Genomic DNA, 12,550 nt, shown 5'->3' on the forward strand with positions numbered 1-12,550 from the left:
AGATAAGTATTACTTAAAAAATGTCAACATGTCTCAACATTACGGAAACCATAAAAGATTTTATCCGCCCTTCCATTTTTTCACCATACCATTAGCGGTTTTAGGTTTGGCTTTTGCCATTTATTCATGTGTTGCAATCCCAACAATCATTACGGGTTTACTTGTGCTTGCATTTTTCCTGATTGCCATTATAGCTGTAATGGCAAGGATGTTTGCCCTTAAAGCACAGGATAGAGCAGCAAGGGCCGAAGAGAAACTACGCTATTACATTCTTGTGGGCAAAGCACTGCCACCCGATCTTCAAATGGGCCAGATTTTGGCATTACGTTTTGCTAGTGACGAAGAATATTTGGCTCTAGCGGATAGCGCACTTTTAGAAAAATTATCTCCTGACGAGATTAAAAAAGCGATTAAAAATTGGCGTGGAGATTATCATAGAATGTAACTCGGCGCTCGTTATGCTGTTACGAATTTGACGGCCGTCATTCCCATGCATGCGGGAATATTAATGCGACTGCAATTGATAAGGATTCTTCATTGTATCCGATAGCTATTGGATGAAGGGAAACTAAATCGTCTTCTCGACCGTAGCGGAGAGATCTAAATAATATATATTCTTTATTTTTAGAATTAAAACTTCTTGCCTTTTAACACCCTAATTTCTGATCCTTCTGCCAGCATTACAGAATCGGGAGTAACATTGTTGAGGAAAGCGAAATCATCGCCATAATTTATCCCAAAATCAACGTTGATTTTATAATCTTTTAAAGGATAAGCTTTCCAACGGGGATGTTCCACACCATATTCAGAAGTTTTATTATTTCCTATTTTGGTGTAACCCCAATAATGTTCGGTAATAAATTCTTCTTCACTGCCCATCTGTATTTCTTCTGCTTGCGAGGAAGCGGTTACAGAGAAATTATGCCAACTCCTATTCTTCCATGAATAATCTACCTCAAGCTGATTTTCTTGCGCTATCCAAACGTGTTTCATCGGAAATGTTTGGTAGTTTTCTTTATAAATGGTATTGGCTACAAAGGTGATGGCAGGTTTAGGTACAAATTCTTTAATAAACACCACTCCTCTTTTCCATGTATCACCATCCTTGAATTTGACGTAAAACCTTAAGTTAACTTCTTCAAAGTTGGTATGAAATGGAATATTAAAGCCAAGCAGTTTCACATCAACAAACATAAAGCCCACTAAACTCACATAATATTTACCCTCCCAATCGTCTAGTTCGGTATGCGGAGGCAAGTATTTCGAAAGTATTTCTTTATCCACAGCATATTGTGCCAGCGACAATTTTCGCCATTCTGCGGTAAGAAATACTTTCGGGTTATTCAAGATTATAAAATGGCTTGCCTGATTCTGATCAGTTTCGTTAAAGTTTCTTCCAACAGATCCAAATGTAACATATTGGCGCCATCTGATTTTGCATTTGCAGGATCTGGATGGGTTTCGATAAATAAACCATCAGCACCTACAGCAATTGCTGCCTTAGCAATCGTTAGAATGAGTTCAGGCTTACCTCCGGTAACACCGCTGCTCTGATTGGGTTGTTGTAAGGAATGCGTACAGTCCATCACTACAGGAACGCCAAAACTCTGCATTTCGGGCAGACCGCGATAATCAACAATTAAATCCTGATAACCGAAAGTGTTGCCCCTATCCGTCAGGATCACCTTTTCATTACCTGCTTCTTTTACTTTCTCAACCGCAAATTTCATTGAACCTGCAGAAAGAAACTGGCCTTTTTTAACGTTCACTACTTTTCCGGTTTCGGCAGCAGCAATCAATAAATCAGTTTGGCGACATAAAAATGCAGGAATCTGCAATACATCTACATAAGCAGCTGCCATCGCAGCTTCACCACTCTCGTGGATGTCGGTAACCGTAGGTACGCCAAATTCTCTACCAATACGTTCTAAAATGCGTAAAGCCTTTTCATCGCCAATTCCTGTAAAAGAACTGCCCTTACTTCTGTTTGCTTTACGGTAAGAACCTTTAAAGATGTATGGAATCTTCAGTTTATCGGTAATCGTAATAATTTTTTCAGCAATCCTCATGGCAATATCCTCGCCCTCAATAGCGCATGGACCAGCCATTAAAAAGAAATTACCTGAATCTGTATTTTTTATTTTATCTAAATAGTTTATCATTTTTGAAATATGAGATGTGAGAGATGAGATGTGAGAAATGAGTTGGTCTCAAATCTAACTTCTCCTGTCTCACATCTAATTTTTAGTTTCCTAGTTCTGACATGAATTTAATCCGCATCAATTGAATTTCTTCTCGGGTATAATCAGTTTCGCCCAATTCATTTAGGGCTTCATCTATCGAATCGCTTTCAGCCGCCCTGAAGTAATCAAAAACTTCATCCTGGCGATCGTCATCAATTACTTCATCAATGAAATAATTCAGATTTAGTTTAGTGCCCGAATTAACTATTGACTCTACTTCTTTCAGAATTTCTTCATATGTAATGCCTTTTGAATCGGCAATGTCTTCTAAACCGATTTGTCTATCAATATTTTGGATGATAGATACCTTCATCTGTGATTTATTGGCCTGGGTTTTTATAATCAGATCAATTGGGCGTTCGATATCGTTATCCTCAACATATTTTTTAATCAGTTCGATAAACGGTGTTCCGAATTTCATTGCCTTACCCGAACCTACACCCGAAATTTGGCGAAGCTCTTCCATCGTAATCGGGTAATGTGTGCACATCTCCTCTAATGATGGATCCTGAAAAACAACAAATGGCGGAACATTTTTCTGTTTTGCAATTTTCTTGCGCTGATCTTTAAGTAAGGATAAAAGATGTGTATCCAAAGCACCTGTACCTTGTTTTACATCATCATCATCGTCGTCGGTACCGCTTTCAATAGGTTCGTTTAGTATGAATTTAAGGCTATAGGGATTGATGATAAAATCTCTTCCTTGTTTGGTTAATTTCAATAAACCGTAGTTATCGATATCCTTGAACAGGTAATTATTTAAAACAGCCTGGCGGATAATCGATTTCCACATCAGCTCGCCTTCTTCTTTACCAATTCCGAATTCAGGAATCTTGCTGTGTTCATAAGCAATGGTTTGAGCGGTTTCTAAACCCAAAAACACGTTTAATAAATGTGCGTCGTCAAATTTTTCACCCGATTTTTCTATAAATTTTAAAACGGTTGACAATTGACTTTCAGCATCAAATTGTTTTTTAGGCTTTTTACAATTGTCGCACATGCAATTACAGCCAGTTTCATTAAAATTCTCGCCGAAATAATGAAGGATCTGCTTACGTCGGCAAACGCCAGATTCGGCATAATCAATCACTTCCTTCAATATTTGCGTACCAATTTCCCTTTCTGAAACCGGCTTGTCTTTCATAAATTTGGCCAGTTTATCTACATCCTTTTGGGCGTAGAAAGCAATGCATACCCCTTCACCACCATCGCGGCCGGCCCTACCTGTTTCCTGGTAATAACCCTCCATACTCTTGGGTACATCATGGTGAATCACGAAGCGAACATCTGGTTTATCTATCCCCATACCAAAGGCAATGGTGGCTACAATCACCTCGGCATCTTCCATCAAAAACCGATCCTGAGTATCGGCCCTCACTTTTGGATCCAAACCGGCATGGTATGGTAAAGCGCTAATTCCATTCAGATTTAGTGCTTCAGCAACCTCCTCTACCTTTTTACGGCTCAAACAATAAATAATGCCCGATTTACCCGGATTAGACTTGATATATTTAATGATTTCCTTCGTAATATCTCTTTTAGGCCGGATTTCATAAAACAGGTTTGGCCTGTTAAATGAAGACTTGAATAACGTTGCTTCCGTCATTCCGAGGTTCTTCATAATATCCTGCTGCACTTTTGGTGTTGCAGTAGCCGTGAGCGCAATAATTGGAATATTATCGCCCAAACCCGCAATAACTTGTTTAATCTTACGGTATTCCGGTCTGAAATCATGCCCCCATTCAGAGATACAATGTGCTTCATCAACCGCAACGAAAGAGATCTTAATCAGATTTAAAAATTCAATATTGTCCTGTTTCGCCAGGGATTCGGGCGCAACATACAATAATTTAGTCTGCCCACTTAAGAGATCAGATTTAACTTGAGTAATTTCAGATTTGTTTAAGGACGAATTTAGAAAATGGGCAATACTGTCATTTCCACCAAAAGCCCTTAACTGGTCTACCTGGTTTTTCATCAATGCAATTAACGGAGAAATTACAATTGCTGTTCCTTCGCTCATTAAAGCGGGCAACTGATAGCAAATAGACTTCCCTCCGCCTGTTGGCATAATAACAAAAGTGTTATTGCCTTCTAAAATATTTGTAATGATCGACTCCTGATCACCCTTGAAATTATCAAACCCGAAGAAATTTTGTAGGTTATCAAATAACGACTTTTTCACGTCCATTTTGTGTAATAAAATATGCGATGCTATTTTTGTATCCAAAATAACATAATTTTACAAGAATTTCAAGTATTAACAGACAATTATTTTCTCTTTGAAAAGTAAAAAATCAATTATCCAATCGGCTGTAAGCACATTAGAGCTTGAGGCAGCGGCAATATTAAATGTTGCGAAGAATTTAAATGATGATTTTGAAAAAATCGTTTCCAGCATTTTACATGGCAAAGGCCGGGTAATTGTAACAGGTATAGGAAAAAGCGCCATTATTGCACAAAAAATGGTAGCTACATTCAACTCTACCGGTACACCAGCCATTTTTATGCATGCTGCTGATGCGATCCACGGTGATTTAGGCATGATCCAGGTTGATGATATCGTAATCTGCCTCTCGAAAAGTGGAAATACGCCGGAAATTAAAGTATTGGTTCCTTTACTGAAAACGTCCAACAATCTCTTGATCGGGATGGTTGGCGAATTAAATTCTTTTTTAGCAGAACAGGCCGATCTGATTTTAAATACTTCTTTCGAAAAAGAGGCCTGTCCGCATAATTTAGCACCCACCACCAGCACCACAGCACAATTGGCACTGGGCGATGCCCTGGCCATCTGTTTACTCGAATGCAGGGATTTTAACGAATCAGACTTTGCAAAATACCATCCTGGAGGATCATTAGGCAAAAAACTCTATTTAAAAGCCCGCGATTTAGCTTTATCAAACGAGAAACCTGCAATACATCCATCTGCTTCGGTTAAGGATGTACTGATCGAAATTAGTAAAAACCGTTTGGGTGCTGTTGCTGTTGTTAATAGCGACAATAAGGTGTTGGGTATAATTACCGACGGCGACATTAGGAGAATGCTCGAAAACAACAATTCTATTGCAGGTTTAAAAGCCGAAGATATTATGGGCAGAGCGCCAAAAAGTATACAATATGATGCTTTAGCTGTTGATGCATTAGACATTATTAAGCAAAATAACATCACACAGTTACTAGTTCTGGAACAAAATACTTACTTTGGCATCATCCATTTACACGATCTCCTCAACGAAGGCATAGTGTAATTTTTAAAATAAAAAATGAATAAAGATTATTATGCATTAATTATGGCCGGTGGCGTCGGAAGTCGCTTTTGGCCAGTAAGCAGAACAGAATATCCAAAACAGTTTATCGATTTTTTCGGTGTTGGTAAAACGCTAATACAAAGTACTTACGATCGCTTTTTAAAGATTTGCCTTCCTGAAAATATTTTTATAGTTACCAACGAAATTTATTCAGATTTAGTAAAAGAACAGTTGCCACAACTGAGTCCCAACCAAATTTTAGCAGAGCCACTACTAAGAAATACAGCACCATGCATTGCTTATGGGAGTTTGAAAATTTCTGAATTAAATCCTGACGCAACAATTGTTGTAGCCCCCTCCGATCATACCATTGCCGATATTGATGGCTTTGTAGATTCAATAGAACAATCGCTGAAGGCTGCTTCAAAAAACGATTGTTTAATCACCCTGGGTATTAAACCAAACCGCCCGGATACAGGTTATGGTTATATTCAACATACGGATTATGTGCTCAACACCGATACTGATCTGCACAAGGTTAAAACATTTACCGAAAAGCCGAATTTAGAATTGGCTAAATCCTTTTTACAAAGTGGTGATTTTTTATGGAACGCCGGAATATTCATCTGGTCGGCCAAAGCAATATTAAATGCCTTTGAAAAACATTTGCCTGATATGTATGAAATATTTACCATCGGCAGATCTGAACTAAATACCGATGGAGAAAAAGCTTTTATCAATAATGCCTATTTCCAATGCACCAATATCTCGATCGATTTTGGTATAATGGAAAAAGCAGAAAATGTTTACGTGCTTCCATCCGATTTTGGCTGGTCTGATTTAGGTACCTGGGCTTCTATTTATGAAATGGCCGACAAAGACTATGTTGGTAATGCGGTTATTCCGTCAGAACAGGTAATTATGTTCGATTCATCAAATTGCATGGTGAATGTTCCGAAAGATAAACTGGTTATTTTACAGGGACTGCACGATTATATTGTTGTAGAAAACAACAATATGCTGATGATCTGCCCAAGGGATGAAGAGCAGAAAGTTAAGGAGTTTGTAGCGGAGGTTAAATCCAGATTTGGAAATAAGTTCATTTAAAGATAGATGATGGAAAAGTAAAGCAATGAAATCTGCTTTATTTAAGAAGTGAGGTTCTAAAATAAAAAATCTGTTTGCGATTGATTAATTTACCAATTGCAAACAGATTTTCTTTTTAGTTCTTTATGTGATGCTGACGAAAGAAGTATTCCATCAACTGAAGTTCCTTCATTACATCCAGGTTCCTTATATCTCGTAACTATAAACTGATCTTATCGCATCTCTCAAATTATATTTAGAAGCCATTACTTCTCCATAAGCACCCGCACTACGGATGGCGAAGATATCACCTCTAAAAGATTCTGGCTGTTCTACCTCTTTCCCAAAGCAATCAGTACTTTCGCAGATCGGCCCGACGATATCGTATTTAACCGGGGTTTGAGATTTTAGATTTGAGATCTGAGACAAATTTTCGATCTTATGATAGGCCTGATACAATGCCGGGCGCATCAATTCGGTCATGCCTGCATCTAATACCACAAAATTTTTCTTCTTTCCGTTTTTAATGTACAATACCCTTGTAATTAACGAGGCCGATTGTCCAACCAAAGCCCTGCCCAATTCGAAATGTACTTCCTGACCAGGTTTAACGGTTAAAAATTCATTAAAAATCTTAAAATAAGATTCAAAATCCGGAATTTGATGATCAGGATTGTAATAATCGATACCTAAACCACCACCAACATTCAATACCTGAAGGTTAAATCCTTTATCTTCAAACCAGGCAGCAAATTCGTTTACGCGAACGCACAGGTTTTTATATACATCCAGATTGGTAATCTGAGAACCGATATGAAAGTGTATTCCGATAAACTTCAGGTTTGGTGATACTTTTAGGGTTTCGGCACATTCTGGCAAATCCCATGAATTGATACCGAATTTATTCTCATCTAAACCAGTGGTGATGTTGTGGTGTGTATGCGCATCAACATTAGGATTGATACGAATTGCTACCTGAGCTGTTTTACCTTTCCTGGCAGCAAGTTCATTCAGCACTTCTAATTCCTGAATAGATTCTACATTAAAGCAGAAAATATCAAGATCTAAAGCTTCGTTAATTTCCTTATCAGATTTACCAACTCCGGCAAAAACGATTTTTTTGTTTTCGAAACCAACTTCTACGGCTCTTCTTACCTCTCCAGCACTTACACAATCTGCACCAAAACCAATTTCTTTGATCTGGTTAAGCAGCACCGTATTGAAATTTGCTTTTAATGCATAATGGATGTGAAAACGATACGGTGCTGCTGCGTCTGCACAGGTGTGCAATGTTTTTTGCAACAGATCAGTATCGTAATAGTAAAAAGGTGTTTCAATATTGTTAAACTTTGATATATCTTTATCGGCGAACATGTTCAAATTCCTTATTATAATTTTAATTTTATTCTTTGGGCTAATTTATTTGGGTAACTACCTGGATTTAAAGCATGGAAGAATTACCCAGAAACAATACAATGGAAAAATCCGATTTTTTATCGTGTTGCTCCTCATCGTATTGTTTCTTTTATTTATTAAAAAATGAAGATAGTAGCCGCCATATTTATTGTTCTTATTCTTTCTGCAGGATTATATAACTCTTACAAAAAATATAAAAACGGATTATTGCCATCAAGCTTTCTGGCTTTTCACTTCCTGATCGGATTAATGGTGGTAGTCGGCGCTTTTTTCCTCTTATTCGAATAACCTATTGTGCAGGCTTCTTAAGGCCTCGGTTTTATATTCGCTTAAGATTAAAAGCGAAACATTATAGTTACTTCCTCCGTAAGAAATCATGCGGATTGGAATGTGTTTTAATCCTTCTAAAACCCTGCTGGCAAAACCGTGTTTCTCCGAACCGAAATCGCCAACTACACACACAATACTGTGATCGGTATCTACTTCTACCGTTCCGAAACTCTCCAGCTCTTCGATGATCTGTGGCAAATGGGCCGTTTCATCAATTGTTAACGACACGGCAACCTCAGAGGTTGTAATCATATCGATTGGCGTTTTATAACGTTCAAAAACTTCAAAAACCCTGCGTAAGAACCCATAAGCCAGTAACATACGGCTCGATTGGATACGGATTGCCGTGATACCATCTTTAGCCGCTATTGATTTGATCTTACCTTTTTCGCTATCATGAGTGATTAAAGTACCTGCTGCAGAAGGTTCCATTGTGTTTAACAAACGAACCGGAATTTTATATTTCTGTGCTGGAAAAACAGATTGTGGGTGTAAAATCTTTGCACCAAAATAGGCCAGCTCCGCTGCTTCATCAAAAGATAACTGGGCAATTGGTTTGGTTCCTTTAACAATACGTGGATCGTTGTTGTGCATGCCGTCGATATCTGTCCAGATCTGAACTTCTTCGGCCAATATTGCAGCACCCAGTAAAGATGCCGTATAATCGCTTCCACCACGGCGCAGGTTATCAACTTCACCAAAACTATTGCGGCAGATGTATCCTTGCGTAATGAATAATTTATTGTCTTTATGCTGCTCCAAAAGCGGCGTTAAATGTTTTGTGGTAAAAGGAATATCGGGTTCATTATCCTCATCTGTTTTCATAAAATCTAAAGCTGGCAGCAATACCGATGGTACACCGATCGACTTTAAATAAATATGGTATAAGGTTGTAGACAATAACTCACCTTGTGCCAACACTACTTTCTCTTCGATTGAAGTGAAAATATCGTTTGCCAGCCCAGCTAAGAAACCGAAGTGGTAATCGATCACTTCATTTCCCTGCTCCTGAAATTCGGCAGCAGGCAACAATTCAACAACAAAAGTTTTATATTTTTGATATAAATTATCTACGCACTCACTTCCCTTCTTCTTATCTCCAGCTAAAAAATAATTTGCAATTTCTACTAAACTATTTGTAGTACCAGACACGGCTGATAAAACTACAATCTGTTCTTCATTTGGATTAACGATATCCAACAACTTCGTCATGCGCTCAGGACTACCTACGGAAGTACCCCCAAATTTTAATATTTTCATTTAATGCCTTTGTTTTTAACGGTAATGAAGCAATCAGATTTTTATCCCACGGGTGGTTTTAAAATCATGATGCTTTCATCTGTTTCTAAATTGTTTATTAGCCACGATCAACTGACTGTAACATTATAGTTTTGCAACTATTTTAAAAAAGTTACATTGGTGCCACATTAATAATGGATTTTCTTTATTATTGTATCGGGGCGTGAAATTAAACAAAAGCAGCTTAAAAGCAACACCCTCAACAAAATAAAATTTGGATGTGCTGAAATAAATGCGTTTCAACCAAACATCATTCAATAAAATTTGTTCAACACCAGATATTAAATTAAAAAACAGCTCAATGCAGGCAATTGACCAATCAACGCAAGCCACAATTAATCAGTGGTTAAGTGGAAATTACGATGAAAATACCAAGGCAGAAATTCAGGCCCTTGTAGATAAAAATGCAACTACCGAATTAACAGATGCATTTTATAGAAGTTTAGAGTTTGGAACCGGTGGTTTACGTGGTATTATGGGTGCAGGTTCTAACCGCATCAATAAATATACTATTGGAACAGCAACACAGGGGTTGGCCAACTACTTAAACAACAAATACCCGAACGAAAAAATCAAAGTGGCCATTGCACACGATAGCCGTAACAACTCTGATTATTTTGCTAAAATTACCGCAGATGTATTCTCTGCAAATGGCATCCATGTTTATTTCTTCTCTGCACTAAGACCAACACCAGAACTTTCTTTCGCTGTTCGCCATTTTGGTTGCAAAAGCGGTGTAATGTTAACCGCATCGCATAATCCAAAAGAATATAACGGTTATAAAGCTTATGGTGCCGATGGAGGTCAGTTTACTTCTCCTGATGACAAATTGGTGATTGATGAAGTAAATAAGATCAAAAGCATCGACGAAGTAAAATTCGAACGTGTTGAGGCGAATATCGAACTGATCGGCGAAGATGTAGATAAACTTTATTTAGACGGTATTACAGCACTTTCGATCTCTCCGGAAGCGATTAAAAGACAGCACGATTTAAAAATTGTATACTCGCCCATACATGGTACAGGAATTACCCTGGTACCTAAAGCTTTGGCACAGTTTGGATTTACCAATGTAACTTTGGTTGAAGAGCAAAGTACACCTGACGGTAATTTCCCAACGGTAGTTTACCCTAACCCGGAGGAAAAAGATGCATTAACCTTAGCGATGAACAAAGCGAAGGAAATTGATGCTGATTTAGTATTGGCAACCGATCCTGATGCCGACCGCGTAGGTATTGCCGTAAAAGATAACAATGGCGAATGGGTATTGCTTAACGGCAATCAAACCGGTAGTTTATTAATCAACTACCTTTTATCGGCCTGGGAAGAGAGTGGAAAATTAGATGGCAATCAGTTTATCGTAAAAACCATTGTTACATCTAATTTAATTGAAGCGATTGCCAAAAAGAAAAATGTAACCTATTACAATACTTTAACAGGCTTTAAATACATTGGTCAGTTAATGACCGAGTTAGAAGGCAAAAAATACTTTATTGGTGGTGGTGAAGAGAGTTATGGCTACTTAATTGGCGATTTGGTACGCGATAAAGATGCGGTTGTATCTGCGGCTTTCATCTCTGAAATGACTGCCTACTACAAAGATAAAGGTGCAAGTTTATATAATGCCTTGTTGGATATGTATGTAGAATATGGTCTGTATAAAGAAGATTTAGTTTCGCTTACTAAAAAAGGCAAATCAGGTGCTGAAGAAATTAAAGCCATGATGGTTAAATTCAGGGAAAACCCTCCTGCCACATTGGGCGGATCTAAAGTTTCGATACTAAAAGATTACGAATTGAGTCAGGAAACGGATTTAGCAACCGGAAAAGTAAGCAAACTGGATTATCCAACTTCGGATGTTTTACAGTTTATTACCGAAGATGGAAGCATCGTTTCTGCCCGCCCGAGTGGTACAGAACCTAAAATTAAATTCTATTGCAGTGTAAACGCACCATTAGCTGACAGAAAAGACTTTGAATCGGTTAATGCGCAACTTGCTGAAAAAATCAAAGCAGTAATGACTGATTTACAGGCATAGTTTTTCAGTACAGATACCACAGATAAAAAGGATAAACACAGATGAAGGTGATTCATCTGTGTTTTTTATTTAGTGTTGTCTTGACTGGAGCATCTCTTTTCAGCCACGGAAACACAGATTGACACGGAGAAATCTGCTAACGATTAATCAATCAGTTGCGATACATTTTTCTTAGAAATATAAATAATAGCGGCTTCACTTTTCTCAGCAGATAAATACTTCCCTGTTTTTTTATCGTGAATGGCTCTTCCGGCTGAAACATAGAGTTTTCCAGATTTATCTACATGTATATTGTTGATCTGATTATCAAACGGAACCTGGATTATTTTTGACGTCCCCTTTTTAAAAATTTGAATATCGCTTTTTAATACATAGCCAGACCAAGGATCTGAATCCTTATTATAAGGCTCAATATTTTCTTTTAGCTTAATTTTAAACTGGTTATCTAAATTAAGGGTTGCAAACTCCTGGATTCTTTGTTCCGAAATGCCATATTTGATACACCAATCCCAGGTAAAACCTTTGTCTAGGCTAAAATATTGACTAAAGGTTGCCATTCTTAGATTATTTTTCAGCAGACTATTGGATTGTAGTGCAAACACAGTATCCTTAACCGACAGAAAACCATATATAGGCTGATGATTTACTTTCGTTTTTCGCCAGGTTTTGCCTTTATCAGTAGTTTGATAAATCTCGGTAAGTGTTGATACCATTAAAGTATCGTCAATATTCCCGTAAACAGCATGGGCTTCTCTCCCATTTGCAATTTCGATCCTGATCCAATTCGGGTCGTTAAATGTTGGCGGTACATCTGGTACCTCTTTTTTTGCGCATGATGACAATACCATCATCACGGCAATAGTTTTAAGTAATTTCATAGGTTTCAT

Annotated in this window: 11 protein-coding genes; 5 read left to right on the plus strand and 6 right to left on the minus strand. The window is 37.8% G+C overall.

Going from position 1 to position 12,550, the window contains the following annotated elements:
* The first annotated feature begins 28 nt into the window (after positions 1 to 28).
* The gene (locus tag R2S57_RS03330; protein ID WP_316843685.1) at positions 29 to 445 is read left to right on the plus strand and encodes a DUF6526 family protein; all 417 of its coding nucleotides are present in this window, start codon (positions 29 to 31) and stop codon (positions 443 to 445) included.
* A 185-nt stretch (positions 446 to 630) separates the two neighbouring features.
* Here the strand turns inward: R2S57_RS03330 and R2S57_RS03335 are convergent, their stop codons facing one another.
* The 3 genes from R2S57_RS03335 to recQ form a co-directional block, all read right to left on the minus strand.
* Positions 631 to 1,347, minus strand: coding sequence for a DUF2071 domain-containing protein (locus R2S57_RS03335; protein WP_316843686.1), 717 nt, complete (start codon positions 1,345 to 1,347; stop codon positions 631 to 633).
* A gap of 2 nt (positions 1,348 to 1,349) precedes the next feature.
* The gene (gene kdsA, locus R2S57_RS03340) at positions 1,350 to 2,162 is read right to left on the minus strand and encodes a 3-deoxy-8-phosphooctulonate synthase (protein ID WP_316843687.1); all 813 of its coding nucleotides are present in this window, start codon (positions 2,160 to 2,162) and stop codon (positions 1,350 to 1,352) included.
* Between the two features lie 82 nt (positions 2,163 to 2,244).
* A complete protein-coding gene (gene recQ, locus R2S57_RS03345; protein ID WP_316843738.1) occupies positions 2,245 to 4,434 on the minus strand; it encodes a DNA helicase RecQ in 2,190 nt (729 codons plus the stop codon).
* Positions 4,435 to 4,525: 91 nt separating this feature from the next.
* On the opposite strand from recQ, the gene R2S57_RS03350 reads away from it, so the two are divergent.
* Positions 4,526 to 5,494 (plus strand): KpsF/GutQ family sugar-phosphate isomerase, encoded by a 969-nt coding sequence (locus R2S57_RS03350; protein ID WP_316843688.1) that lies wholly within the window; start codon positions 4,526 to 4,528, stop codon positions 5,492 to 5,494.
* A 15-nt stretch (positions 5,495 to 5,509) separates the two neighbouring features.
* On the plus strand, positions 5,510 to 6,601 hold the full coding sequence (locus tag R2S57_RS03355; RefSeq protein WP_316843689.1) for a mannose-1-phosphate guanylyltransferase: 1,092 nt from the start codon (positions 5,510 to 5,512) through the stop codon (positions 6,599 to 6,601).
* A 186-nt stretch (positions 6,602 to 6,787) separates the two neighbouring features.
* On the opposite strand, the gene lysA is transcribed toward R2S57_RS03355, so the two are convergent.
* A complete protein-coding gene (gene lysA / locus R2S57_RS03360; protein WP_316843690.1) occupies positions 6,788 to 7,954 on the minus strand; it encodes a diaminopimelate decarboxylase in 1,167 nt (388 codons plus the stop codon).
* A gap of 165 nt (positions 7,955 to 8,119) precedes the next feature.
* Here lysA and R2S57_RS03365 point away from each other — a divergent pair, with 165 nt between their 5' ends.
* The gene (locus R2S57_RS03365) at positions 8,120 to 8,284 is read left to right on the plus strand and encodes a hypothetical protein (protein ID WP_316843691.1); all 165 of its coding nucleotides are present in this window, start codon (positions 8,120 to 8,122) and stop codon (positions 8,282 to 8,284) included.
* Here the strand turns inward: R2S57_RS03365 and R2S57_RS03370 are convergent.
* The gene (locus R2S57_RS03370) at positions 8,273 to 9,586 is read right to left on the minus strand and encodes an aspartate kinase (protein WP_316843692.1); all 1,314 of its coding nucleotides are present in this window, start codon (positions 9,584 to 9,586) and stop codon (positions 8,273 to 8,275) included. The genes R2S57_RS03365 and R2S57_RS03370 overlap by 12 nt on opposite strands.
* Before the next feature lie 340 nt (positions 9,587 to 9,926).
* On the opposite strand from R2S57_RS03370, the gene R2S57_RS03375 reads away from it, so the two are divergent.
* Positions 9,927 to 11,663 carry a phospho-sugar mutase gene (locus R2S57_RS03375; RefSeq protein ID WP_316843693.1) on the plus strand — a complete coding sequence of 579 codons (1,737 nt, stop codon included), beginning with the start codon at positions 9,927 to 9,929 and terminating at the stop codon, positions 11,661 to 11,663.
* A gap of 143 nt (positions 11,664 to 11,806) precedes the next feature.
* Here R2S57_RS03375 and R2S57_RS03380 read toward each other — a convergent pair whose 3' ends face one another.
* Complete coding sequence (locus tag R2S57_RS03380) at positions 11,807 to 12,541, minus strand: hypothetical protein (protein ID WP_316843694.1); 735 nt, start codon at positions 12,539 to 12,541, stop codon at positions 11,807 to 11,809.
* Positions 12,542 to 12,550 lie beyond the last annotated feature (9 nt).

It is taken from the genome of Pedobacter psychrodurus, assembly GCF_032678585.1.
Lineage (GTDB): Bacteria > Bacteroidota > Bacteroidia > Sphingobacteriales > Sphingobacteriaceae > Pedobacter > Pedobacter psychrodurus_A.

Coding starts and splice junctions, on each gene's coding strand:
- R2S57_RS03355 (WP_316843689.1), top strand. CDS start 5,510: ATGAATAAAGATTATTATGCATTAATTATGGCCGGTGGCGTCGGAAGT.
- R2S57_RS03380 (WP_316843694.1), bottom strand. CDS start 12,541: ATGAAATTACTTAAAACTATTGCCGTGATGATGGTATTGTCATCATGC.
- R2S57_RS03375 (WP_316843693.1), top strand. CDS start 9,927: ATGCAGGCAATTGACCAATCAACGCAAGCCACAATTAATCAGTGGTTA.
- R2S57_RS03365 (WP_316843691.1), top strand. CDS start 8,120: ATGAAGATAGTAGCCGCCATATTTATTGTTCTTATTCTTTCTGCAGGA.
- R2S57_RS03370 (WP_316843692.1), bottom strand. CDS start 9,586: ATGAAAATATTAAAATTTGGGGGTACTTCCGTAGGTAGTCCTGAGCGC.
- recQ (WP_316843738.1), bottom strand. CDS start 4,434: ATGGACGTGAAAAAGTCGTTATTTGATAACCTACAAAATTTCTTCGGG.
- R2S57_RS03330 (WP_316843685.1), top strand. CDS start 29: ATGTCTCAACATTACGGAAACCATAAAAGATTTTATCCGCCCTTCCAT.
- lysA (WP_316843690.1), bottom strand. CDS start 7,954: ATGTTCGCCGATAAAGATATATCAAAGTTTAACAATATTGAAACACCT.
- kdsA (WP_316843687.1), bottom strand. CDS start 2,162: ATGATAAACTATTTAGATAAAATAAAAAATACAGATTCAGGTAATTTC.